General features: G+C 59.0%; 25 protein-coding genes. 14 read left to right on the forward strand and 11 right to left on the reverse strand.

All coding sequences use genetic code 11. From position 1 onward, the window contains the following. Nucleotides 1-118 precede the first annotated feature (118 nt). The 3 genes from uvrD to AD669_RS27055 all read left to right on the forward strand — a co-directional run bounded on the left by uvrD (nucleotide 119) and on the right by AD669_RS27055 (nucleotide 4,034). Nucleotides 119-2,302: a DNA helicase II gene (uvrD, locus tag AD669_RS27045; RefSeq protein WP_053125187.1), complete on the forward strand. Its 2,184-nt coding sequence runs from the start codon at nucleotides 119-121 to the stop codon at nucleotides 2,300-2,302. A 309-nt stretch (nucleotides 2,303-2,611) separates the two neighbouring features. Next, nucleotides 2,612-3,487 (forward strand): Tim44 domain-containing protein, encoded by an 876-nt coding sequence (locus AD669_RS27050; RefSeq protein WP_053125189.1) that lies wholly within the window; start codon nucleotides 2,612-2,614, stop codon nucleotides 3,485-3,487. Nucleotides 3,488-3,626: 139 nt separating this feature from the next. Continuing rightward, nucleotides 3,627-4,034: an SMI1/KNR4 family protein gene (locus AD669_RS27055; RefSeq protein ID WP_008078852.1), complete on the forward strand. Its 408-nt coding sequence runs from the start codon at nucleotides 3,627-3,629 to the stop codon at nucleotides 4,032-4,034. 21 nt (nucleotides 4,035-4,055) lie between these two features. Here AD669_RS27055 and AD669_RS27060 read toward each other — a convergent pair whose 3' ends face one another. Further along, the gene (locus AD669_RS27060) at nucleotides 4,056-5,819 is read right to left on the reverse strand and encodes a cation:proton antiporter (RefSeq protein WP_053125192.1); all 1,764 of its coding nucleotides are present in this window, start codon (nucleotides 5,817-5,819) and stop codon (nucleotides 4,056-4,058) included. Between the two features lie 279 nt (nucleotides 5,820-6,098). On the opposite strand from AD669_RS27060, the gene AD669_RS27065 reads away from it, so the two are divergent. Continuing rightward, on the forward strand, nucleotides 6,099-6,581 hold the full coding sequence (locus AD669_RS27065; RefSeq protein ID WP_003229693.1) for an acyl-CoA thioesterase: 483 nt from the start codon (nucleotides 6,099-6,101) through the stop codon (nucleotides 6,579-6,581). A 102-nt stretch (nucleotides 6,582-6,683) separates the two neighbouring features. Here AD669_RS27065 and pdxY read toward each other — a convergent pair whose 3' ends face one another. Next, nucleotides 6,684-7,556: a pyridoxal kinase PdxY gene (pdxY, locus tag AD669_RS27070; RefSeq protein ID WP_053125194.1), complete on the reverse strand. Its 873-nt coding sequence runs from the start codon at nucleotides 7,554-7,556 to the stop codon at nucleotides 6,684-6,686. 117 nt (nucleotides 7,557-7,673) lie between these two features. Here pdxY and AD669_RS27075 point away from each other — a divergent pair, with 117 nt between their 5' ends. Then, nucleotides 7,674-8,081: a DUF3301 domain-containing protein gene (locus AD669_RS27075; protein WP_053125454.1), complete on the forward strand. Its 408-nt coding sequence runs from the start codon at nucleotides 7,674-7,676 to the stop codon at nucleotides 8,079-8,081. 92 nt (nucleotides 8,082-8,173) lie between these two features. On the opposite strand, the gene AD669_RS27080 is transcribed toward AD669_RS27075, so the two are convergent. After that, nucleotides 8,174-9,139, reverse strand: a complete 966-nt coding sequence (locus tag AD669_RS27080) for a GTP-binding protein (protein ID WP_053125196.1) — start codon at nucleotides 9,137-9,139, stop codon at nucleotides 8,174-8,176. Nucleotides 9,140-9,168: 29 nt separating this feature from the next. Here AD669_RS27080 and AD669_RS27085 point away from each other — a divergent pair, with 29 nt between their 5' ends. Next, complete coding sequence (locus AD669_RS27085) at nucleotides 9,169-9,525, forward strand: hypothetical protein (protein ID WP_053125198.1); 357 nt, start codon at nucleotides 9,169-9,171, stop codon at nucleotides 9,523-9,525. Here the strand turns inward: AD669_RS27085 and AD669_RS27090 are convergent. Beyond that, a complete protein-coding gene (locus AD669_RS27090; protein ID WP_053125201.1) occupies nucleotides 9,522-10,166 on the reverse strand; it encodes a DUF1826 domain-containing protein in 645 nt (214 codons plus the stop codon). The genes AD669_RS27085 and AD669_RS27090 overlap by 4 nt on opposite strands. After that, nucleotides 10,166-11,371 (reverse strand): zinc metallochaperone GTPase ZigA, encoded by a 1,206-nt coding sequence (gene zigA / locus AD669_RS27095; protein ID WP_053125203.1) that lies wholly within the window; start codon nucleotides 11,369-11,371, stop codon nucleotides 10,166-10,168. Before zigA ends, AD669_RS27090 begins: the two co-directional genes overlap by 1 nt. Nucleotides 11,372-11,593: 222 nt before the next feature. Here zigA and AD669_RS27100 point away from each other — a divergent pair, with 222 nt between their 5' ends. Continuing rightward, nucleotides 11,594-11,971: a hypothetical protein gene (locus tag AD669_RS27100; RefSeq protein WP_053125205.1), complete on the forward strand. Its 378-nt coding sequence runs from the start codon at nucleotides 11,594-11,596 to the stop codon at nucleotides 11,969-11,971. Here AD669_RS27100 and AD669_RS27105 read toward each other — a convergent pair. Next, on the reverse strand, nucleotides 11,968-13,170 hold the full coding sequence (locus AD669_RS27105) for an N-acetylmuramoyl-L-alanine amidase (RefSeq protein WP_053125209.1): 1,203 nt from the start codon (nucleotides 13,168-13,170) through the stop codon (nucleotides 11,968-11,970). The two genes, AD669_RS27100 and AD669_RS27105, sit on opposite strands and share 4 nt — an antisense overlap. A gap of 84 nt (nucleotides 13,171-13,254) precedes the next feature. Here AD669_RS27105 and folE2 point away from each other — a divergent pair, with 84 nt between their 5' ends. Genes folE2 through AD669_RS27135 form a run of 6 tightly spaced genes read left to right on the forward strand, consistent with a single transcriptional unit; the run spans nucleotide 13,255 to nucleotide 18,462 of the window. After that, nucleotides 13,255-14,151, forward strand: a complete 897-nt coding sequence (folE2, locus tag AD669_RS27110) for a GTP cyclohydrolase FolE2 (RefSeq protein ID WP_053125211.1) — start codon at nucleotides 13,255-13,257, stop codon at nucleotides 14,149-14,151. Then, on the forward strand, nucleotides 14,148-14,816 hold the full coding sequence (locus AD669_RS27115; protein ID WP_053125213.1) for a metal ABC transporter ATP-binding protein: 669 nt from the start codon (nucleotides 14,148-14,150) through the stop codon (nucleotides 14,814-14,816). The genes folE2 and AD669_RS27115 overlap by 4 nt, the downstream gene beginning before the upstream one ends. Next, a complete protein-coding gene (locus tag AD669_RS27120; protein ID WP_053125215.1) occupies nucleotides 14,816-15,682 on the forward strand; it encodes a metal ABC transporter permease in 867 nt (288 codons plus the stop codon). Before AD669_RS27115 ends, AD669_RS27120 begins: the two co-directional genes overlap by 1 nt. 11 nt (nucleotides 15,683-15,693) lie before the next feature. After that, nucleotides 15,694-16,569 (forward strand): metal ABC transporter substrate-binding protein, encoded by an 876-nt coding sequence (locus AD669_RS27125; RefSeq protein WP_053125218.1) that lies wholly within the window; start codon nucleotides 15,694-15,696, stop codon nucleotides 16,567-16,569. Continuing rightward, nucleotides 16,566-17,126, forward strand: coding sequence for a carbonate dehydratase (locus AD669_RS27130; RefSeq protein ID WP_053125220.1), 561 nt, complete (start codon nucleotides 16,566-16,568; stop codon nucleotides 17,124-17,126). Before AD669_RS27125 ends, AD669_RS27130 begins: the two co-directional genes overlap by 4 nt. 4 nt (nucleotides 17,127-17,130) lie before the next feature. Then, on the forward strand, nucleotides 17,131-18,462 hold the full coding sequence (locus tag AD669_RS27135; protein ID WP_053125222.1) for a dihydroorotase: 1,332 nt from the start codon (nucleotides 17,131-17,133) through the stop codon (nucleotides 18,460-18,462). 113 nt (nucleotides 18,463-18,575) lie between these two features. On the opposite strand, the gene AD669_RS27140 is transcribed toward AD669_RS27135, so the two are convergent. After that, nucleotides 18,576-19,094 carry a DUF3617 domain-containing protein gene (locus tag AD669_RS27140; RefSeq protein WP_034152149.1) on the reverse strand — a complete coding sequence of 173 codons (519 nt, stop codon included), beginning with the start codon at nucleotides 19,092-19,094 and terminating at the stop codon, nucleotides 18,576-18,578. 131 nt (nucleotides 19,095-19,225) lie between these two features. On the opposite strand from AD669_RS27140, the gene cls reads away from it, so the two are divergent. Continuing rightward, the gene (gene cls, locus AD669_RS27145; RefSeq protein ID WP_053125224.1) at nucleotides 19,226-20,665 is read left to right on the forward strand and encodes a cardiolipin synthase; all 1,440 of its coding nucleotides are present in this window, start codon (nucleotides 19,226-19,228) and stop codon (nucleotides 20,663-20,665) included. A 31-nt stretch (nucleotides 20,666-20,696) separates the two neighbouring features. On the opposite strand, the gene cfaB is transcribed toward cls, so the two are convergent. The 4 genes from cfaB to AD669_RS27165 all read right to left on the reverse strand — a co-directional run bounded on the left by cfaB (nucleotide 20,697) and on the right by AD669_RS27165 (nucleotide 23,905). After that, nucleotides 20,697-21,884, reverse strand: coding sequence for a C17 cyclopropane fatty acid synthase CfaB (gene cfaB, locus AD669_RS27150; protein WP_053125227.1), 1,188 nt, complete (start codon nucleotides 21,882-21,884; stop codon nucleotides 20,697-20,699). 85 nt (nucleotides 21,885-21,969) lie between these two features. After that, complete coding sequence (locus AD669_RS27155; RefSeq protein WP_053125229.1) at nucleotides 21,970-22,755, reverse strand: DNA-binding domain-containing protein; 786 nt, start codon at nucleotides 22,753-22,755, stop codon at nucleotides 21,970-21,972. Further along, nucleotides 22,746-23,591: a DUF692 domain-containing protein gene (locus AD669_RS27160; RefSeq protein WP_053125231.1), complete on the reverse strand. Its 846-nt coding sequence runs from the start codon at nucleotides 23,589-23,591 to the stop codon at nucleotides 22,746-22,748. The genes AD669_RS27155 and AD669_RS27160 overlap by 10 nt, the downstream gene beginning before the upstream one ends. 62 nt (nucleotides 23,592-23,653) lie before the next feature. Continuing rightward, nucleotides 23,654-23,905, reverse strand: a complete 252-nt coding sequence (locus tag AD669_RS27165; protein WP_053125233.1) for a hypothetical protein — start codon at nucleotides 23,903-23,905, stop codon at nucleotides 23,654-23,656. Nucleotides 23,906-24,011 lie beyond the last annotated feature (106 nt).

Raw genomic sequence — 24,011 nt, forward strand, 5'->3', positions numbered from 1 at the left:
AGAGCCAAGCGGGCCAACGGCTGTCGCCGATGACCGACCGGTCGTCATTGGCAGCACTTTCATCGGCTAATGCAAAGCTCGGTTTGCCCGGGCCTGCGGCGCACCCTAGAATGCCCCGATGCGCGATGATCTCTCCCTTCTGCTGAACTCCCTCAACGATGCCCAACGCCAGGCTGTAGCAGCCTCCGTTGGCCGTCAGTTGGTCCTGGCCGGTGCTGGCTCCGGTAAAACCCGAGTGCTGGTGCACCGTATCGCCTGGTTGATCCAGGTCGAAAACGCCTCGCCCCACTCCATTCTGTCGGTGACCTTCACCAACAAGGCCGCTGCCGAGATGCGTCACCGCATCGAGCAGTTGCTGGGGATCAACCCGGCCGGCATGTGGGTCGGCACCTTCCACGGCCTGGCGCACCGCTTGTTGCGGGCGCACTGGCAGGAAGCGGGCTTGAGCCAGACGTTTCAGATTCTCGACAGCGACGACCAGCAACGGCTGGTCAAGCGGGTGATCCGCGAGCTGGGTCTCGACGAGCAACGCTGGCCGGCCCGTCAGGCGCAGTGGTTCATCAACGGCCAGAAAGACGAAGGTCTGCGGCCGCAACATATTCAGGCCAGCGGCGATTTGTACCTGGCGACCATGCGCAGCATTTACGAAGCCTACGAGGCGGCGTGCCTGCGCGCCGGTGTGATCGACTTCTCCGAATTGCTGCTGCGCGCCCTCGATTTGTGGCGCGATCACCCGGGCCTGTTGGCGCACTACCAAAAGCGCTTCCGCCATATTCTGGTGGACGAGTTCCAGGACACCAACGCCGTGCAGTACGCCTGGTTGCGCCTGCTCGGCAAGGGCGGCGACAGCCTGATGGTGGTCGGCGACGACGACCAGTCGATTTACGGCTGGCGCGGCGCGAAGATCGAGAACATTCATCAGTACTCGTCCGACTTCGCCGATTCGGTGACCATTCGTCTCGAGCAAAACTACCGCTCCACCGCCGGCATCCTCAAAGCTGCCAACGCCTTGATCGCCAACAACACCGGGCGCCTCGGCAAAGAGCTGTGGACGGACGGCGGCGATGGCGAGGCGATCAATCTATACGCCGCGTTCAACGAACATGATGAAGCGCGCTACGTTGTCGAAACCATCGAAAGCGCGCTGAAAACCGGTTTGGCCCGTAGCGATATCGCGATTCTCTATCGCTCCAACGCCCAATCGCGCGTTTTGGAAGAAGCTTTGCTGCGCGAGCGTATTCCGTATCGCATCTATGGCGGTCAGCGCTTCTTCGAGCGAGCGGAAATCAAGAACGCCATGGCGTACCTGCGTTTGCTCGAAGGTCGCGGTAACGACGCGGCGCTGGAACGGGTGATCAACGTTCCGGCCCGAGGCATCGGTGAGAAAACTGTCGAGGCGATTCGCGAGCACGCACGTCACAGCGATGTGTCGATGTGGGAAGCCATGCGCCTGCTGGTCGCTAATAAAGGCCTGACCGGTCGTGCGGCGGGAGCTTTGGGCGCGTTTATCGAGCTGATCGAGAACCTCGCCGCCAAGTGCGCCGAGATGCCGCTGCACTTGATGACGCAAACCGTCATCGAGCAATCCGGCCTGATCGCTTATCACGAAGCGGAAAAAGGCGAGAAAGGCCAGGCTCGGGTAGAAAACCTTGAGGAATTGGTCAGCGCCGCGCGCAACTTCGAAAACAACGAAGAAGACGAAGAGCTGACGCCACTGGCGGCATTCCTCGGCCACGCTTCGCTGGAGGCCGGCGACACCCAGGCCGACGAGCACGAAGACAGCATTCAATTGATGACCCTGCACAGCGCCAAAGGCCTGGAATTTCCTTACGTGTTCCTCGTGGGCATGGAAGAAGGCCTGTTCCCGCACAAGATGAGCCTGGAAGAGCCGGGACGTCTTGAGGAAGAACGGCGTCTGGCTTACGTCGGCATCACCCGGGCGATGCAGAATCTGGTGATGACCTACGCGGAAACTCGCCGCTTGTACGGGAGCGAAACCTACAACAAGGTCTCGCGTTTCGTACGCGAAGTGCCGAAAGGTCTGATTCAGGAAGTCCGTTTGTCGAACAGCGTCAGCCGACCGTTCGGCGGCAATCAGTCGATGAGCGGCAGCAACCTGTTCGCCGGCAGTGAAATTCCGGAAACCGGGTTGAGTCTGGGCCAGGCGGTACGCCATTCGATCTTTGGTGAGGGCGTGATCCTCAACTTCGAAGGCGCCGGCGCGCAGGCACGGGTGCAGGTGAACTTCAGCGAAGGCAGCAAGTGGCTGATGCTGGGTTACGCCAAGCTGGAAGCTATCTAAGCCCCATTCAATTGCTCTTTGCTCTTTGTAGGAGCCGAGCTTGCTCGCGAAAGCGGCGGAACATTCAACTGTTGTGTTGACTGACAGACCGCCTTCGCGAGCAAGCTCGGCTCCTACACGGGTTGATGTTTTGAGCCAAAATCCGGCTGAACCAATCCCCTTTTCCTACAGCCAAAAGTACATCCGCTGATTGCCTCGCGAAGCTGAACGCAACCTGTCAGGCAAAAGCCCGAAACACTCTCTCGCTAGCCAGTAACACTTCAGCTGTGCAACATGGCGCGCGTGTCTCCACAAACGGGAAATCCCTTTATGAAACGTTTTCTTAGCATCGCCATGGCGTTGTGCATCGGCCTGACGATGAGCCTCGACGCCAACGCCAAGCGCTTTGGTGGTGGCAAAAGCGCCGGCGCTGCGCCGTCGCACCAGACCAGCCAGATGGCTCCTTCTTCTCCAGGCATGGGCGGCGCTGCGGCGACCGCTGGTGCTGCCGGTGCCGCAGGCGCTGCGGCCAAGGCCGGCGGTGCTTCGAAATGGCTCGGCCCACTGGCCGGTATCGCTGCCGGTGGTCTGCTCGCTTCCATGTTCATGGGCGGCGGCTTCCAGGGCATGCAGATCTTCGACATCCTGATCATGGCCGTGATCGCGTTCGTGATCTTCCGCTTCATCGCCGCACGTCGACGCAAGCAGCAGGAGCACCTGGCTCCGGCCGGCGCGCCAATGCAGCGTGAAGTGTTCGAGCAGAAGCCTGCGGCCATGGGTTCGATCTTCGGTGGTTCGGCTGCACCTGCTGCCGCCCGTCCGGTGATCAACGCGCCAGCCTGGTTCAACGAGCAGAACTTCCTTGAAGCTGCACGCAGCCACTTCCAGTCGCTGCAGCAGCACTGGGACGCCAACGAAATGGACAAGATCGCCGAGTTCGTGACCCCGCAAATGCTCGAGTTCCTCAAGCGTGAGCGAGCGGATCTGGGCGACGCGTTCCAGTCGACCTACATCGACAACCTCCAGGTTCAACTGGATGGCGTGGATGACCGTGCCGACAAGACCATCGCCACCCTGACCTTCAACGGTGTGTCGAAGTCCTCGCGCTTCGATCAGGGCGAAGTGTTCAGCGAAAGCTGGAACATGGAACGTCCGCAGGGCGAGAACCAGCCTTGGCTGGTCGCCGGTATCCGCCAGAACGGCTGATCCCCTCGCGCGGTTCACTTGCTGTAATAAAAAACCCCAGCCTCGGCTGGGGTTTTCTATTTCGCGGTTGCATCTATAGCGAGCTACTGTATAAACCGGCCCATATAAACCGCGCCATTCAAGCAAGAGGATCCCGGACGTGGAAGAAATTATCGAACAACTGCGCGAAGCCAACGAACCCGTACCGGTTCCTTTGGAGTTGCCTGACGAAGACCAACTGGTGGAAGTCGAAGAAGAACTCTTCATCAACATCCCATTTGTCTTCAAAGAATTTTTGCTGACCGTCAGCGATGTGGTCTACGGCAGCCTGGAGCCAGTAACTGTCACCGACCCGCAGTCGCACACCTATTTGCCGGATGTTGCGGCCAATGCGTGGGACATCGGCGTACCGCGTGACCTCATCCCGATCTGCCAGGACGGTGAGAACTACTACTGCGTCGAAGAAGACGGCACTGTGGTGCTGTGGTCGGGCGAAGAAGAGCTGATCACCGAAGAATCCTGGGAGTCGGTGTGGCACTGGGCGCGGGACGTCTGGCTGGAAAGCTGATCGGCCAGCCGCCCCGGCCGATCAATGCCCCGACGACTCTTTGTGGTTGTCGAGGGTTTCCAGCAGCGCCACCTGCATCCGCGTGTGCACGCGGATGAACCAGCGCCAGAGCAGCGCCGCCACGGCGGCCGCGACCACGGCAATGAGCATCAGCAACTTGTTGGTCGGCAAAATACTGGCCGACAAGGCTGACAACAGCAGGAAAATCACCAGCAGCGAGAGAATCGGGATCACTTCGGCGATCACCCGGCGCACTCGCTGTGTGTGACGCCCGGCCATCTCGGGTTTCACGCCCATCTCCGCCAGCAGCATCGACAGCGCCTTGAGCTTGCGATAAGCGGCGATCAAGAACGGCAACGACACCAGCAATGCCCCGCCCCAGATCAACGCCTTCTGCCAGCTAGGATCGGCGATCCAGTCCTGCAGCCAGGTCGAAAGACGTTCAGCGAAGAATGCGCCGGTAAAGAAAATCGCGATCACCAGAGCCAGATTGACCCCGACTTGCAGCAGGATCTTACGAATAATCGACGCCAGCATCGCGCCCTCGCCTTGCGGCTGAATGCTGCGCAGCCATTCGCCATACATCCCCAGTACGCGCCCAAGACGCTTGGGCATGGCGCTCGACAACTTGATCGACAGCGGATCCGCCGCGCGAATCAGGTACGGGGTCAGCAACGTGGTGATCACCGAAACGGCCACGGCCACTGGATAGAGGAAGTTGCTGGTGACCTGCAAGGTCATGCCCAGCGCGGCGATGATGAAGGAAAATTCGCCAATCTGTGAAAGACCCATGCCCACGCGCAGTGAGGTGCGTCCGTCATTGCCGGCGATAAAAGCGCCAAGGCCGCAGGACAACATCTTGCCGAGCACCACGGCGACGGTAATCACCGCGATCGGCCACGCGTATTGCAGCAGGATCATCGGGTCGAGCATCAAGCCGATGGCGACGAAGAAGATTGCGCTGAACAAATCGCGAACCGGCTCGATCAATCGTTCGATTTTCAGCAATTGCCGCGATTCAGCCATGATCGCGCCGATCAGGAAGGCGCCGAGCACCATGCTGTATTCAAGTTTGACCACCAGCAGGCAGAAGCCGAAACACAGGCCTAGCACGGTGATCAGCAGCATTTCGTTGCTTTCGAATTTGGCCACATAAGCCAGCAGGCGCGGCACCAGCAGAATGCCGATGACCAGCGCGACGATCATGAACAGCGACAGTTTGCCAACAGTGGAAAACACTTCACCAGAGCTGACTGTGCCGCTGACGGCGATACTGGATAGCAGCGCAATGATGCCGATGCCGAGGATGTCTTCGACGATCAGCACGCCGAAGATCAACTGCGCAAAGCGCTCGTTTTTCATCTTCAGATCATTGAGTGCTTTGACGATGATGGTGGTCGAGGAGATCGCCAGAATCGCGCCGAGGAACAGCGAGTCCATGGTGTTCCAGTCGAACCAGCGGCCGATTTCGTAACCGATCCAGATCATCAGGACGATTTCGAGAAACGCCGCGATAAACGCCGTCGCGCCGACCTTGAACAACTTGCGCAGGCTGAACTCCAGCCCGAGGCAGAACATCAGGAAAATCACCCCAAGCTCGGCGAGAGTCTTGATGGTTTCTTCGTCGTGGATCAGGCCGAACGGCGGCGTGTGCGGGCCAATGATGAAACCGGCGACGATGTAGCCGAGCACCACCGGTTGCTTGAAGCGGTGGAACAACACGGTCACCACACCCGCGACCAACATGATCACTGCCAGATCCTGAATAAAACTGATGGCATGCATGGCGTGGGCTCCTTGATGGACGAGGCTCGCAGTCAGACGTCAGAAAAGTCTGAGCGAGCGAAGTAAAAATCCGCTTTTCGTGTGGGAATTGCCCTTGAGAGGGGCTTTTGCAGGTTAACACCGCGACTTGCGGCTGGAAGGCGGTGCAATATATGGAAACAGATCGATCCCGGCGTGACGGCGGCCCGTCGCCCGGCGTCCCGATAACGGTGCTTTTGAAAAGCGACCAGGCACCCGCAGAGGTGCTTCCAGAATTCAGCCTTGATCCGTGAGAACGTTATGGAACCCGGAAACGCCCAGCTGTCGATGACGGTACTGATGACCCCCGACATGGCCAACTTCTCTGGCAATGTCCACGGCGGCACCCTGCTCAAATACCTCGACGAAGTGGCCTACGCCTGCGCAAGCCGTTATGCCGGCCGTTACGTAGTGACGCTGTCGGTGGATCAGGTGATTTTCCGCGAGCCGATCCATGTCGGCGAACTGGTGACCTTCCTCGCGTCGGTCAACTACACCGGCAATACCTCGATGGAAGTCGGCATCAAAGTCGTCACCGAAAACATCCGCGAGCGCTCGGTACGCCACACCAACAGCTGCTTTTTCACCATGGTCGCGGTCGATGACCAGCGCAAGCCGGCCGCCGTGCCGCCACTGCAACCGCAGAACAGTGAAGACAAGCGTCGGTATATGCAGGCGCAGCAGCGTCGGCAGATTCGTCAGGAGCTGGAGAAGCGCTATCAGGAGATCAAGGGCGACGCCTGAGATCAAAAGCAAAAGATCGCAGCCTTCGGCAGCTCCTACAGGGTTTTGTATTCCCCTGTAGGAGCTGCCGCAGGCTGCGATCTTTTTTGAACGATAACGCGATTACAGACTGATCGCCGTTGCCTCGAATTTCACCCGCGGATGCGCAATCCGATCCTGCGCCCGCACCAGCTGCAGCTCGTAACTGGCGCACGCCTGGGTCTCCAGCAACACTTCATGCACCGCCGCCGCCGTGAATTCGAACGCTGCCACCAGGCTATCGCCCAACAGCACCCGCGCCAGAAACAGGCCGGACGTCAGATCGCCGACGCCCACCGGCTGACGCGGAAACGCCAGCAGCGGACGACGCAGATGCCAGCTGCCTTCAGCCGTCACCAGCAACATCTCAAAGCCATCCGCCGGTTTGCCCGGGTAATCCAGATGTTTGACCAGCACCGCTTTCGGCCCACGTGCCAGCAGCGCCCGCGCCATGGCCAGGCAATCGAACAGCGACTGCGGTTTACGCCCGGAAAAGCTGTCCAGCTCCAACTGGTTCGGGCACATGATGTCGGCCACGGCCGCCGCTTCTTCCAACAGGAAGTCGCTGACCTCGGTCGGCACGCTGCAACCCTTCTCGGGATGGCCCATCACTGGATCACACAGATACAGAGCCTTCGGGTTGACCGACTTGATGCGCTCTACGCCGCTGAGAATCGCCCGGCCCTGCGCCGCGCTGCCGAGATAACCGGACAGCACCGCATCGCAGTTGCCCAACTCGCCAATCGCGGCGATGCCTTCGACCAGTTCGGGAATCTGCTGCGGCGCCAGCACTTCACCCGTCCACTGGCCATACTGAGTGTGGTTGGAAAACTGCACCGTGTTCAGCGGCCAGACGTTGACGCCGACCCGCTGCATCGGAAAAACCGCAGCGCTGTTGCCGGCGTGGCCGAACACCACGTGGGACTGAATGGCGAGCAGATGAGGCGTACGTTTCATTCGGGGCATTCCGTAAAACGATTGAAATTCAAGCCGCGCAGTATGCGACGAAACGCAGCCTGTACGACAGACCGGCGACGCAGTTAAGCTGACGCTATCTTTTGGAGTTTGATGTTGATGCTGACCCTCGAAAACATCTTCGTGCTGATGCTGTTCGCCGTGGCCGGCGCGTGGCTGTGGCACAACCACGGCTTGCGCGAGCGCGCGCTGGCGCGGGTCAAACAGCATTGCATCAACGTCGGCGTCGAGCTGCTGGACGGTAACGTCGCGCTGAAAAAGATCGGTTTGATCAAGGACGCCAACGGTCGCCGACGGCTGGCGCGGGTCTACAACTTCGAATTCACCGTGACTGGCGAATCCCGGCATAACGGCACGATTACCCAGTTTGGTGCGCACAGTGCGCAGATTGAGCTGGCGCCCTACCCGGCACCGTTCGACGATACGCCGCCGGTGGTTGAGGTGCAGCGGCCGCGGGCGGAAGTTATCGAGCTGAGCCAGTGGCGGCAGGAACATACGAAGTGGTAACCCTAAAGATAAAAAGATCGCAGCCTTCGGCAGCTCCTACAGGGCGTACATAAATCCCATGTAGGAGCTGCCGAAGGCTGCGATCTTTTGATCTACCCCTCCCGACACCCCGACAAACCCCGCTGCAACACCTCAACATCCAGCGCCTCACCGAAGATCAACTCGATCCGCGAATCCCTCCGCCACTCACTTACCTGCCAATTCAACTCGGCATTATCCAAAGCATTCGCAGACACCCAGCCATCCGCGCTGTGGATAACCAGTTTCGCCCGCTGCCAATTGAGGCTGGCCAGCCACTCAGCAATGCGCTGCTTGTTGAACATCTGCCCCGGATGCCAACGCCAGCCAATGCTCCAGCCTCCCTCCTGCGCCTGACTCAGGCAAAACGGCAGCGTCGGATCGCTCCAGACGGCCGGCATCTGCCCTAATCCCTTGGGTACGACCAAGTTATCCACACCGCTGACCGCTTGTGCAGCCAGGCCCGGCAATTCGCTGAGCGATAGTTGCGCCTGTTGCGTCCAGATCAACCGGACTGGCGGCAACTGGCTGGCGATTTTTGCCCGAGCCGGTTCATCGAGAGTTTCAGCCTTGTTCAACAGCAACAGGCCTGCGCTTTCCAACGCTTCCCGCTGCGCCGCCGGCAACGCTTTCCCCGCCTCAAGCGCCTGAGCATCCAGCACCAACACACAAGGCTGCACCGCCAGCACACCCAGCCATGGCGCCTCATTTAACTGTTTGAGCAATTGCGCCGGATGCCCCAGCCCGGACGGTTCGATAAACAATCGATCGGGCCTGGCCTTGCGCAACAAACGCCCGAGGCCGATCTGAAACGGCGCGCCATTGACGCAGCACAGGCAGCCCCCGGCCACTTCGCCCAGTGCGATACCATCGGCGTCGCTGGTCAGCAGCGCGGCGTCGAGGCCGATCTGGCCGAATTCATTGATCAGTACTGCCCAACGCTCGCCCTCTGGCCGCTGGGCCATGAGCTGGCGAATCAGGCTGGTCTTGCCGGCGCCCAAAGGGCCAGCAATGACATGGGTAGGAATGTTCTGCAACATGGCCGGGAGTTTTCTTGGGAGATTCGAAGATGCGTTGGATGGGATGGTCGTTGCTGTTGGCGCTGCTGTCGAGCGAAGCGTGGGCTCAGGCCTGCGTGGTGCACAGTCAGGGCGAGCGGCTCGACGTCAAAGTCTGTCAGCAGAACCGCAACATTCCGCAGAAACTGTTCAACGATGGCTTCTGCCAACCGACGCTGGCCGGGCAGAAAGTCGACGTGCAATACGTCGATCAGTGCCCGACCGGTGCGTTTGGCGTGTGCAGCAACGCGCAAGTCGCCAATATGCCTTACCGCCAGGACATCCACTATTACGGCGTCGCCGCCGATGCAGCGTATTTAAAGCCGTATTGCGAAGGCCAGAGCCAAGGGTCGTGGCTCAAGCCTTAACCGAGCCAGTCGAGGGTCAGTATCAAACGACGCTCGCCAGCGGCCGGTTGCGGTGAGCGATGGATGAGACCGAAGCCTTCATTGCCGTGCCATTTCTCGCCTTTCAATAGCGCGACGTCGCCGCTGTTGAGTTGCTGGATTTGCGCTTGGGATTCGGCGTTGGCCTGCCCCAGTTGCTGGCGATCCATCGTGCCTTCCTTCAGCCATTGGCTGCCGACGCCGGCGTAGGTGGTGATCAGTCGCACCGGCACGTGATCGACATGAAATCGCGGGCACATGGCTTTATCGAGCACCCGCAGGCGCAGGCCGATGCGCTTGGCGCCCAGCAAACAGGCGAAGGCGCTGACCAGCCATTTCAGGTCAGCGATAAAGCCTTCGTAACCTTCCAGATCACGGAAGCCTGAGGCCAACCCGGTCAGGTCAGGCTCGGCGTCCTCTTTCGGCAACTCCAGGCACAGTGATTCCGCCAACGGTTCGTTGAGCGATAGCAGTAACTGAGCGAAATCGCTGATGTGCAACGGCAATTGCCGCTGCCACACGGCGAGGTTGGTGTCGTCCTGGAGGATTTTCGTCAGCGTTTCAGGTGTCGGCCCTTGGTGCTGATGGCGCGTACGGTTTTGCATGAGTTTGAGGGCGAGCATCAGGCGGCCTCTTCATGCCAAGGGCCGAACGGATCCGCCAGCAATCGCCAGCCGTCTACGCCGAGGGCCATCTCTTCATCGGTGAGCAGGCAGTCGTCCAATTCGTCGGAGAGCTGTAGGAAATCGATGTTCTGACCGATGAACACCAGTTCCTGACGGCAATCTCCTACGCTCGGTATCCAGTTTTCCATGATCGCGGCGGTACTTTCCTGATCCTGCGGCCACTGGTTTTTCGGCACGAAACGCCACCAGCGCCCGGCAAAACCGTGGCGCATCAAGCCGCCGGCCTGCGACCAACTACCGGCGTCTGTGGGTTTGCTCGCCAGCCAGAAAAATCCTTTGGAGCGCAGCAATTTTCCGTTCAGCCACGGACGATCGATGAAGTTGAAGAATCGCTCAGGGTGAAAGGGTCTGCGCGCGCGATAGGCTGTGGAAGCGATGCCGTATTCATCGGTTTCCGGAACGTGCTCACCGCGTAATTCCTGCAGCCAGCCCGGTGCTTGCGCGGCTCTGTCGAAATCGAAGCGACCGGTGTTGAGGATCTTCTCCAACGGCACTTCGCCCATGACCATCGGAATGATCTCGGCCTGGGCGTTGAGGCGTTTGAGGATGGCGATCAATTCCTCACGCTCGGGCTGGCTGATCAGGTCGATCTTGCTGATCAACAGCACGTCGGCGAACTCGATCTGTTCGATCAACAGGTCGGTGATCGAGCGCTCGTCTTCCTCGCCAAGAATTTCGCCACGGGAGGCGAGGCTTTCTGCCGCCTGGTAGTCCGGCAGGAAATTCACACCGTCGACTACAGTGACCATGGTGTCGAGACGCGCGATGTCGGAGAGGCTTTGCCCGTGTTCATCGCGGAAGGTGAAGGTTTCAGCGACCGGTAACGGCTCGGAGATGCCGGTGGATTCGATCAGCAAATAATCGAAGCGCCCTTCCCGGGCGAGTTTGCTGACTTCTTCGAGCAAGTCTACGCGTAACGTACAGCAGATACAGCCGTTGCTCATTTCGACTATTTTTTCTTCTGCGCGGTTTAAGCTGACATCACGCTGGACTTCGCTGCCATCGATATTGATCTCGCTCATATCATTGACGATGACTGCGACGCGAAGGCCCTTTCGATTACGTAGTACGTAATTCAAAAGTGTACTTTTTCCGGCGCCCAAAAATCCTGAAAGTACGGTGACGGGCAATTCGGCTGACATTGGATAATCCTCATAGGAAGGCAGCCGATTGACGCATTCACTAGCGCTTGGCGTTTTGAGGCTTCATACGAGGGTTTCGTTGAAGCTAAACGCTTGAAATCGGCCTGCTCAGGCTCAGTTATTATTTATGTTATAGTATAACAACACGAATAAACCAGCCCTGCTCTTGCCCTGAGCGATAAACAGCAGGAAGCTGAGCCCATCCCACACGCGGAATTGGTAATGAAAACTGCGCTGAAATGCTCGTTGTTGAGCCTTGGATTGCTGATTGCTGGCAATGCGTCGGCGCAGTTGCCGCCGCTGGCCAGCTGCACACGTAGCGCTAATCTGCTGGCGTGCATCGATGCCGAGGGCAATGCGTATAGCGTCAACACTCTCGGCAATACGCTTTACCTGCGTGGATTTGAAAAGATTGGGCAGCGTTATTGGGCGCAAACCAACAGTCGCTTTGGCCAACTGACATTCTTCACCGGTGTCGCCTCTGATGGCGAAGCGTGGGTTGGCTACACCCGCCGCGTCGGCTGGACGACCATTAATCGCTTCTCCAGCTCGGGCGGCAGCAGTGCGAAATTCACTTGCAGCCGAATCGTCGGCTGCTAGACCTGCGCTTTTTGCTGCTCCTGTCGCCAGGCGAGATAGCTGTTGATCGGTGGATTTTTCTCGAAGTAGCGCTGCAATCCCTCAAACAAACCATCCGCCACGGCCTGTTGATGCCGCGCCGTGACCAGTCGCTGACTGTCGCGAACATTGGAAATGAAGCCGGTTTCCACCAGAATCGACGGCACATCGGGCGACTTCAACACGGCAAATCCAGCCTGTTCCACGCGCTTCTGATGCAGCGTGGTGATACCCGCCAAACTGCCCAGCACGGTGTTGCCCAGTTGCAGACTGGCGGCAATGGTCGCATTCATCGACATGTCGAGAATCACCCCGGCGAGCATTGGATCTTTGTCTTTGAGATTGAGCAGACTGGTAGCGCCAAGTAGATCCGCTCCGTTCTCCCGCTGCGCCATAAAGCGCGCCGTCGCCGATGTCGCGCCACCTTCAGACAAGCAATACACAGAGGCGCCGGAGGCTGTCAGCCGTGGCGCCGCATCGGCATGCACCGAGATAAACATGTCGGCTTTGTGCTGACGGGCAATCTCCACGCGCTTTCGTAAAGGCACGAAGAAGTCGTCATTGCGCACCAGTTTTACGTCGAATCCTTTTTCCTTTTTCAGGCGTTTGGCGAGTAGCTGAGCGATGGAAAGCACCACATCTTTCTCCCGCTCACCTTTCGCGCCGACCGCACCGGGATCCTTTCCGCCATGTCCTGGATCGACGACTACGATGATGTCGCGCTTAGGATGAGCGCCGATCTTGGGTGTTTCACGTGGAACCATTGTGGTCACTGGCGACGTTTTCGCAGTGACTAAATCCAGAACCAACCGATGACTTTGGCCATCCTGCGGCGCCAAAAGGAAGCTGTTCAGCAGCACTGGTTTGCTCAGATCGAGAACTATCCGCGTGTCTCCCTGACCAAAAGGCCCGGATCGAATCGACCGGATTACCGTGCCGTTCAGCGTCAACTGACTGAAATCCCCGCTTAGATTTGCGCCGGACACATCGATGATTAGCCGTTCTGGAGCACTGAGGGTGAAGGTCTTGTAGCGCACAGGCCCGCTCAAATCGAAGACCAATCGCAACTTCTCATCAGAACGCCAAAGCCGCGCGTTACGAATCTGCGCGGCCGAAACACTGAACGGAAGGGCGAAGGCAGCGCTCGCCAGAATCAAATTGAGCAGATGGCGTCTGTGCATATGAAAACCTGTTCATGAAAAAGGCATCGTGGATTGCATTGTTATAATGTAACATCCAATTCATTCAACACCATGGTTCCGAACATGAATTCGCTGACACTTCCGGATATCGCCGCGCAGTCCGCTCGCCAAGCCTTGCCCCTCGAATGGGTGGGCATGCACGGCATCGCATTACCTGTTTTATTGGAAGGCCAACGCTTGAGTGCGAAAGCTGATGCGGGAGTGAGTCTGGATGACGGCGAGGCTCGCGGGATTCACATGTCACGCCTCTATCTGGCGCTGGAAAAACTGGAACAAGAGAGCCTTTCCCCCGCTCTGCTGCACCAAGTGCTCAAGCGTTTTCTGGATAGTCACGAAGGTTTATCCAGCTGCGCCTACCTGAATATCCACACCGATTTACTGCTGAAACGTCCTGCGTTGATCAGTCCATTGGCCGGTTGGAAATCCTATCCCGCGACCATTTCAGCCAGTCTGAAAAACAAGATGTTCCACGTGGAACTCAAAATTGAAGTGCCCTACTCTTCGACTTGCCCGTGTTCAGCAGCCTTGGCTCGACAGTTAATCCAGCAACAATTCGTCGACGACTTCGCCAATAAAGCCCTTCAGCACGCAGACATTCTGGCCTGGCTCGGCTCGACCCAGGGCATCATCGCCACACCTCACAGCCAACGCAGCACCGCACAACTGCATGTGCACCTCGACGAATTCATCGATGAATTACCTCTGAGCGCGATCATCAACGACGCCGAAGCCGCCCTAGGCACCGCCGTACAAACCGCAGTTAAACGCGCCGACGAGCAAGCCTTCGCCCTCGCCAACGGGCAGAACCTGATGTTCTGCGAAGACGCAGCACGACGATTGAATCTCGCCCTTCGCCGTACACCCGGGGTTAACCAATTCCATCTGCGAGTGATCCACGCAGAGAGCCTTCACGCCCACGACGCCGTCGCGGAAAGCCACTGGCAGCGTGAGCAAGCATGATCCGCTGCCAATCCCTGAGCTGGGGCGCACCCGGTCAACCGCTGACCACACCCCTGAATCTAGAGCTGGAAAGCGGCACTCTCACATCCATCATCGGTGCCAACGGCTGTGGCAAAAGCAGCCTTCTGAAAGTCATCGCCGGGCTGCAAAAACCTTTGGCAGGCAAAGTCAGCCTGAGTGTTCCACGTCAAAGCGGCTTGTCGTTCCTGCCCCAACAACAGCACCTCGACCGCCAATTCCCCATCAGCCTCGAGGAACTGATCGCCGCTGGTTTCTGGGGACGCCGACTCTCCACCCAACTGCGCGCACAACGCCTGAAAGACGCACTGGAAAACTGGCACCTCAGCGGACTCGAACAGCGTCCGCTCATGGCCCTCTCCGGCGGCGAATTACAACGCGCACTGCTCGCTCGTTTGAGCCTGACCGATGCCCCGGTTCTGCTCCTCGACGAACCCCATGCCGCCCTTGACGAACTTGGCCAGCAGCTGCTCTGGCAGCACATCCACGCCTGGCGCAACGAAGGCCGAACACTGGTCGTCGTTTGCCATGACCTCGCCGCCGTGCGCCAACACATCCCGCAGACCTTGCTGATCAAAAACCGCGAATGCGTGTACGGCGCCAGCGTAGAACTGATCCGGCAAACCCCTCACACGCAGGTGGCCTGATGCTCGCCGTCGCCCACTTATGGCAACCGTTCAACGAGTTCGTGTTCATGCGCCGCGCCCTGCTCGGCGGCCTGGTCTTGGCGTGCAGTACGGCACCACTCGGTGTGTTTTTGATCCTGCGACGGATGAGCCTGATCGGTGACGCCGTCGCCCACGGCATCCTCCCCGGCGCCGCGCTGGGATTCTGGTTCGCCGGCCTGAGCCTTCCCGCACTCACACTCGGCGGCCTCGGCGCCGGTCTGAGCATGGCCGGACTCGCCGCATGGATCACCCGCCGCACCGGTTTGCGCGAAGACGCCAGCCTCGCCGCGATCTACCCGATCTCCCTCGCCAGCGGTGTGCTGATTCTCGGCATCGCCGGCAAACGCCTCGACCTGCTTCACCTGCTGTTCGGCTCAGCATTGGCCGTCGACGGCCCGACCCTAACCGGCATGTTGTGGGTCTCGGGATTCAGCCTGATCGCCATGGCGTTGATCTACAAACCGCTACTGCTCGACACCCTCGACCCACTGTTCCTGAGAACCGTCAGCCGCCTCGGCCCACTCGCCCACGGTGTGTTCCTGACGCTGGTGGTGCTCAATCTGGTGATCGGTTTTCAGGCCATCGGTGCGCTGATGGTCGTCGGGCTGATGATGCTCCCCGCCGCTGCTTCGCGATTCTGGAGCCGTCGTTTACCGATGCTGATTGGCATCGCCGCCGTCATCGGTTGCCTCTCGGTGTGGTTCGGTTTGCTCCTGTCGTTCTACTACTCGCTGCCAAGCGGCCCGGCCATCGTGCTGGTCGCAGGCGTCGGCTATCTGTTGTCGGTGGTGTTCGGGCCGGTTCACGGTCTGCTGCGCCGCCCGCCCTTGCTCACATCCCAATGAGGTGTTTCCCGATGCGCGCTCTACTCGTGTTGTTCAGTCTGCTGCTGTCGATGTCATTGTCGGCGGCAGAAAAATTACCGGTGGTGACCAGCTTCAGCATTCTCGGCGACATGGTGCATCAGGTCGGCGGCGAGCATATCCAGATCACCAACATGGTCGGCCCGGACGCCGACGCACACACTTACGAGCCGACGCCGGACGATGCCAAAGCGTTACTCGGCGCCAAACTGATCATCAAGAACGGCCTCGGTTTCGAGCCGTGGCTGGATCGACTGGTGACCAGCACCGAGACCAAAGCTAGGGTCATCAGTGCCAGCCATGGCGTGATTCCACGCTCTCTGGATGAGGACGGCGAAACCGTTCCCGACCCGCACGCTTGGCACAATCTGGCGAACACCGAGTTGTACATTGCCAACATCACCAAGGCGCTGATCGCTGCCGACCCGGCGAACAAGGCCGACTACCAACGCAACAGCCAAGCCTATCTGAAGCAGATCTACGCCCTGCTCGCCGAAGCCAAAACCAAGCTCGGTTCGCTGCCGCCGGGCAATCGCAAGATCGTCACCAGCCACGATGCCTTCGGTTATCTAGGTCAGGCCTATGGCATCGACTTTATGGCGCCACAGGGTTTGTCCACCGAGCGTGAACCCTCGGCCGCCGAAGTCGCTGCGCTGATCACCCAGATTCGTCAGGCCAAGGTCAAAGCGGTGTTCATGGAAAACATCAAGGACGCTCGCTTGCTCAAGCAGATCGCTGATGAAAGCGGCGCGCACATCGGCGGCACGTTGTACTCCGACGCCCTCGCCGCCAGCGGCCCGGCCAGCACCTTCACCGGCCTGTTCGAATACAACCTCAACACCCTTTACGACGCGCTGAGCAAACCATGATCCGCAAGAATCCTTCAGGTGATTTACCGCAAATCGCCGAGTCGGCTTACGTCGATAAAACCGCGATCATCTGCGGCAAAGTGGTGATTGGCGAGAACGTTTTCGTTGGCCCCTACGCAGTAATACGCGCCGACGAAGTGGACGCCTCGGGCGAGATGGAGCCGATCACCATCGGCGCCAATTCGAACATCCAGGACGGCGTGGTGATTCACTCAAAATCCGGTGCGGCGGTGACCATCGGCGAGTTCAGTTCCATCGCCCACCGCTCCATCGTGCATGGCCCATGCGTGGTTGGCGACCGCGTGTTCATCGGTTTCAACAGCGTGCTGTTCAACTGCATCGTCGGCAACGGCTGCGTGGTACGGCACAACTCGGTGGTCGATGGTCGCGATTTGCCGGACGCGTTCTACGTGCCCTCCACCACCCGCATCGGCCCGAACACCGACCTCTCGTTATTCCCGCCGGTGAGCGTCAGCGCTTCGGAGTTTTCCGAAGACGTGGCGCGCACCAATGTCGATCTGGTGCGCGGCTACAAAGCCTTGCAGAACGAGTTCTGAAACCATGAGCAGCGTGCTGATTCGCAACGCCAGAATGGTCAACGAAGGGCGCGAGTTTGACGGCGATCTGTTGGTCAGCAACGGGCGCATCGTCAAAATTGCGCGAAGCATTGAAGGTGAAAACGCCTCAGTGGAAATCGACGCCAACGGCCAATGGTTACTGCCGGGGATGATCGATGATCAGGTGCATTTCCGTGAACCGGGTGCGCCGGCCAAGGGCAGCATTCACACCGAGTCGCGCGCGGCGGTCGCCGGTGGCATCACCAGCTTCATGGACATGCCCAACACCAACCCGGCCACCCTCACCCTCGAAGCACTGGCGGATAAAAAGCGTCGGGCGGCGATCAACTCGGTGGCCAATTACGGATTTCACTTTGGCGTGAGTCGGGACAATCTCGATACGGTGGCTGCGCTCAATCCGTGTGAAGTGGCCGGGGTGAAAGTGTTCATGGGCGCGTCGACCGGCAACATGCTGGTGGATGATCCGCAGATCCTTGAGCGACTGTTCGCCGAACTGCCGACCATCCTGCTGGCGCATTGCGAACACACACCAAGCATCGACGCTAACGCGGCCAATCTGCGCGAGCTGTTCGGCGATCGTATTCCTTCCGCCGCTCACCCGCTCATTCGTAATGCCGAGGCGTGTCATCGATCCTCATCACTGGCGGTGGAACTTGCGAAACGTCACGGCACACGCCTTCACGTTTTGCACCTGACCACCGCGCGAGAGTTGGCGTTGTTTGAGGACAAACCGTTGGCGCAGAAACGCATCACCGCTGAAGTGTGTCTGCATCATTTGTTGTTCGATGATCGCGACTATCCAAGCCTCGGCAACCTGATCAAGTGCAACCCGGCGATCAAGAGTCAGAACGATCGTGATGCTTTGCGGGAGGCTTTGAACAGCAATCGATTGGACGTTATTGGCAGCGATCATGCACCGCATACCTGGGAAGAAAAGCAGCGGCCTTACGCACAGGCGCCGTCGGGATTGCCACTGGTGCAGCATGCGTTGCCGGCGCTGATGGAGTTGGTGGCGGATGGGGTTTTGCCGGTCACGACGTTAGTGGCGAAGACCAGCCATCGCGTCGCGGATCTGTTTGCGATTCCGGATCGTGGCTATTTGCGTGAAGGGTATTGGGCGGATCTGGTGTTGGTTGAAGCGCAGAGGCTGGAGGTCGATCGGCAGCCGATTCTGTCGCAGTGCGGATGGACGCCGTTTGCCGGGCGCAGCTTTCGGCATCGGGTGAATTCGACGATTGTGTCGGGGCAGATTGCGTGGCGGGAGGGACGGGTGAATGAAGGATGTCGCGGGCTAGCGCTACGATTCATGCGCTGATTCAAAAACCCTGTAGGAGCTGACGAGTGCAACGAGGCTGCGATCTTTTGATCTTGTTTTTGGCAATAAAGATCAAAAGATCGCAGCGTGCCGCAGCTCCTACAGGGATCGCATTAAGCGCGGGGTTTCACAGCGCCGCAATCCTGGCCGAGCCAGACCGCACGGGTTTCCAGACTGCCCTTCTGGTTGATCCCGATCGCATTGAACGTGCCGTTCGCCACCGTGGTGAATTCACGATCACTGAGGAACGTCGCGACGCCGGTGCCCTGTGCTTTCGGGCAGCTGAAGCGGAATTTCCACTGGTTGCCGGTGCGATCGGTGATCTGCTGTTTGCAGCCCGACTGCGGGTCGGCCAACGGAATATCGTTGGTCGCCACCTGCTCTGGCGTCAGGCAGGCGCGGATGCCTTTGCCGCCGATATTGATGCCGTTTTTCTCCAGCGCCGCGCGCTGTTGCGGGGTCATCTGCCCTTGCAGTTGACCGAGGATCGATTGCACATCCATAGGCTGGTCATCGACCTTGACGTTGCTCGATGTCATTTCCCACAGACCCGGCTGCAGCATCTGCGCCTGAGCAACCACCGGCAAAGCCAAACCCAGACCCAGCGCCAAACCCAGCAGACGAACGTTCATCGAAAAACTCCTGATCAGTAGTGGCCGTTAGACGTCGGCCGATTGCTTCGGTTCATGCACCAATTAAATAGCGACAATCGCGACAGAACATGGTCTGTTAAGCATTGAATCTTCCGGAGCAAGGCTGCCCCATGGATTATTTTGGACCGCACATTTTCGGTTACCTGATTGCCCTGATACACACCCTCGGCTTGATCGCCGCCCTTCACGCGGTGCTCACCGTGCGCACGGCTCAAGGCTCGATCGCCTGGGCATTGTCGCTGATCTTTATTCCCTACCTCACGCTAATTCCGTACCTGGTGTTCGGCCGCAGCACGTTTGATGGCTACATCAAGGCGCGGCGTCAGGCCAACGAACAAATGCGTCAGGCCATTTCCGAACTGAACTGGCGGCCTTGGGTGGAAGAAGCCCTGACCGCGCGCGCCTCGAATGCCTACGCCTCACTGCGGGCGATGCCCAAGCTTGGGCGCATGCCGTGTCTGGCGAACAACGAAGTGCAGCTGCTGATCAACGGCACGGCGACATTCGAGTCGATTTTCCACGCCATCGAGCAGGCCAAGGAAGCGGTGCTGATCCAGTTTTTCATCATCCACGATGACCGCCTCGGCCAGCGCCTGCGTGATCTGCTGCTGAAGAAAGCTGCCGATGGCGTGACCATTCACCTGCTCTACGACCGCATCGGCAGCCATGCCCTGCCCCACAGTTACGTGCAGGCGCTGCGTGATGGCGGTGTCGAGGTCAAAGCTTTCGCCACGCGCAGCGGCTGGCTCAACCGCTTTCAGGTCAACTTCCGTAACCACCGCAAGATCGTCGTGGTCGATGGCGTGGTCGGTTTCGTCGGCGGGCACAACGTCGGCGATGAATACATGGGCGAAAAACCACCGCTGGCACCGTGGCGCGATACCCACGTCAAAGTGCGTGGTCCGGTGGTGGCGTGCATGCAGGAATCGTTTGCCGAAGACTGGTTCTGGGCCGCACGCACCCTGCCGCCGCTGATCCTGCCGGATGAATACCCCGAAGACGGCGTGCTCTGCCAATTGCTCGCCAGCGGCCCGGCCGATGCGTACGAAACCTGCTCGCTGTTTTTCGTCGAAGCGATCCACGCGGCAACGGAACGGGTGTGGATCACCAGCCCGTATTTCATCCCCGATGAAGCGGTTTTCGCCGCGTTAAGACTGGCGGTGTTGCGCGGTGTCGATGTGCGATTGCTACTGCCTTCGCGCCCCGACCACCGCATCGTCTACGCCGCTTCCAGCCTTTATGCATTCGAAGCGGTGCGCGCCGGCGTGCGGGTGTTCCGTTACCGTCCAGGGTTTCTGCATCAGAAAGTGGTGTTGATCGACAGCGAGATCAGCGCGATTGGCAGCGCCAATCTGGACAACCGTTCGTTCCGGCTGAATTTCGAAGTGATGTTGCTGACGGTCGACAGTGCGTTCGCCGCCGACGTGGAACAGATGCTCAACGACGACTTCGCGCAGTCTGATGAAGTCGCCAAAGAAGAAAGCCGGGAGATCCACCGCCTGCAACAACTCGGCATGCGGATCGCCCGGCTTATTTCACCGATTCTCTAAAGCCCCCTCTCCCTAAGGAGAGGAAAAGGGTTTAGGGGTTATAGATGTCGTCGCGTGTCCATGGCAGTTCGTGGCTGCCATCCGGATGTGCTTTCACCGCGAGAATCTGGTGCAGATTGATCCAGCCGCGCGCGAAGGCGTAAGCACAACCGGCCAGGTACAAACGCCAGATGCGCAACGACTGATCCGGCACCAGTTTGCCGGCGGCTTCGAGGTTGTCCTCGAGCCGTTCGCTCCAGTGATCCAGTGTGCGCGCGTAGTGCAGGCGCAGGCTTTCGACGTCGACAATCTCCAGCCCCGCTTCGCTGATCTCCGCCGAGATCATCGACAGGTGCGGCAGCTCGCCGTTGGGGAATACGTATTTCTCGATAAAGTCGCCAGCGCCGCGTCCCACCGGACGGCCATCCGTGTGCTTGGCGGTGATGCCGTGGTTCATCACCAGACCGCCCTCCTTCACCGCGCCGAACAGGGTTTTGCAGTACTCGGCGAGATTGGCGTGGCCGACATGCTCGAACATGCCGACGCTGACCACCTTATCGAAACGGCCATCCTGCGGCAGGTCGCGATAGTCGAGGAGTTGCAGTTCGACCTGGTCTTCGAGGCCCTCGGCTTTTACTCGCTCGCGCGCCAGTTCCAGTTGTTCTTTGCTCAAGGTGATGCCGAAGACTTTCGCGCCGAATTCGCGTGCGGCAAAACGTGCCAGCCCACCCCAACCGCAACCGACATCCAGCAAGTATTCGCCCGGCTGCAAACGTAGCTTGCGGCATAAATGGCGGAATTTGGCTTGCTGCGCCTGCTCCAGAGTTTCGCTGCCCGTTTCGAAATACGCGCAGGAATACGCCATGTCGCTGTCCAGCCAGAGCTGGTAGAACGCGTTGGATAGGTCGTAGTGGTAGGAAATGGCTTTGGCGTCGGTTTCCTTGTCGTGCAAGGCCCGCACCGGCTGATTGTCGTCATCGTCACCGAGCAACGCGTTGCTCAATTCGTCGCAGACCCGGATGACCTCGCTGATCGAGCCCTCCAGTTCGAGCTTGCCTTCAACGAATGCCGCTCCGAGCGCATCGAGGCTGGGATGGGTGAACTGGGTGACCATCTGCGGGTCCTTGACCACGATGGTGACGCTGGGCGCCGGCCCCAGATTGAACTCATGGCCATCCCAGAGTCGCAAGCGAAGCGGTAGCTGCAGATTCTGTAAGGCCGGTGGAAGTTGCGCGAGCATGGAAAATCCCCCTTGTTTCAGACCGTCAGATCTGAGGGTAGACCATCCTTGAAAAATAGCAGGCTATCGATTTAATTAGCCAAAACTATCGTTGCAGACGCTCCAGCAAGCCATCCTGAACCCACTGTTTCAACCACGTAACAGCTTGCAGCGCAGCGTCCTCACCATAGATGACTGCTAACGCCTCGCACAGTTCGGAGAAACTCCAGCCTTCGTTCAACAACCCGTTCAATGCATTCGCTTCAGCGCTATCCAGACTGCGATAGTTGCAGACCAACTCGTGACGCCAGATCACGCAGACCTGAGGTGTTTCGAGTGCCACGCTGTGCGGGAAATCCGCTTCATCCTTTACCGAGCGCCAAATCGCGACGCTGTTGAATTCACACGCCAGCCATTGCAGCGAAGGCGTCGGTTTGAACTGCAAGGTCGGCCACTCTTCCGGCGCCAGCGTCGCCATCGCATTGATCGTCAGCGGGTTGCCAGCCGGTGAATCGAACGCCAGGGTGAACGCCCATTCCAGCGCGGCCAGTTCCGCCAGCGGCGCGCTTTGCTCGGGCACCAGATGGTCGCGGATAAACGCTTCAAAACCTTTGCCCAGCCAACGCAGACTGTAATGCGCCGACGGATAGTGGCGAATGTACGCGGTGGCGAGCAGATCGAATTCTTCATCGCCCATCCAATAATGAATAGCCGGGAAATCGTGGGTCAGCACTTCCAGCAAACGCGCCGCGTAAGCGTTGTGATAAATCGCCAGGCCAGTACCGACGTCGAGCGTCGGCCCGCCGATCAGGCTGTCGGCCAAGGCGCGATCGGCCGGCGCGGCATCCAGCAGAAACGCTTCGAACGCCAGTTGCCATTCCTTCAAGCGCATTGCTGTCTCCCGGCCAGAACCGTATCACCCAACTCGCGGGCCTTGTGCAGCTCGGCAAGCAGCTCTTCGAACGGCGGGAAATGATCGTCGCGTTCCAGCAAGGTCGCCACCGGGCCGATGTGTTCCAGCGTGCGTTGATACAGCGCCCAAACTGGATCGCTCACCGGATGGTCATGGGTATCGATGACGTAATCACCGTAGTCGTTGTGCCCGGCCAGATGCAGTTGGCGCACTTTTTCTGCCGGCAAACCTTGAATGAACGCCCATGGATCGAAGCCGTGATTGCGCGAACTGACGTAGACATTATTAACGTCGAGCAACAACTCGCAGCCACTCTCCCGGCTCAGGGCCGCGAGAAATTCCCATTCGCTGAACTCGTCCGACGCGGCGCGCACATAGCTGGAGACGTTCTCCAGCACCAGCGGCCGCTGCAAGACATCTTGAACCTGCGACACACGGCCGGCGATGTATTCAAGGCTTTCTGCGGTATAGGGCAGCGGCAGCAAATCGTGCAACTGATGGGCGTTGCCACGGCTCCAGCACAGGTGATCGGAGACCCATGCCGGTTTGACCCGCTCAGCCAGTTGCTTGAGTTTTTTTAGATAGTCCGGATCGAGGGCATGCGGCCCACCGATGGACAAGGACACACCATGCATCACCAGTGGATAGCGCTCGGCGATGGCATCCAGGTAATACAGGGCCTTGCCGCCCTGCACCATGAAATTTTCGGAGACCACTTCAAACCAGTCGACGTCCGGCGACTGTTCGAGGATCTGCTGATAATAAGCGCTGCGTAAACCGAGGCCGTAACCCAGGAAAGGAAGCGAAGCTGACATGTCGGACTCCTGCTAAAAGTGGCCGCAGTGGCGTGAACCACTGCGGCGGCACTTGCGGTCAGTTATTCGCCGACCTTGCCACCTGCTTTTTCGCAAGCCGCTTGAGTCATGGCCTTGAAGCCCATGCCTTTGCAGGTGCCCAGACCTTTGCAGGCGTGATCTTTGGTCTTGCAGTCGTTCTGGCCTTTGCAGGCATTGACGCCGTAGCAGTGAACGTTGGCATCAGCAGCCGTAGCGGTAGTCGAAACACCGGCAAACATCGTAGCAGCGGCAAAAGCGAGAGCAGCACCAGCAGCAGCGGTCTTGATAGTCATTTTTGTTTTCCTCGGTCATCGTCAGGGATGTCGGCTGAACGGTTTGTTCAGTGCCGACATAGCACTAGAGAGAGCCACCCGGATGGCGTTACACGAGGGTCAAAAA

This window comes from Pseudomonas sp. P1.31, from assembly GCF_001269815.1.
GTDB classification, from domain to species: Bacteria; Pseudomonadota; Gammaproteobacteria; order Pseudomonadales; family Pseudomonadaceae; genus Aquipseudomonas; species Aquipseudomonas rustica.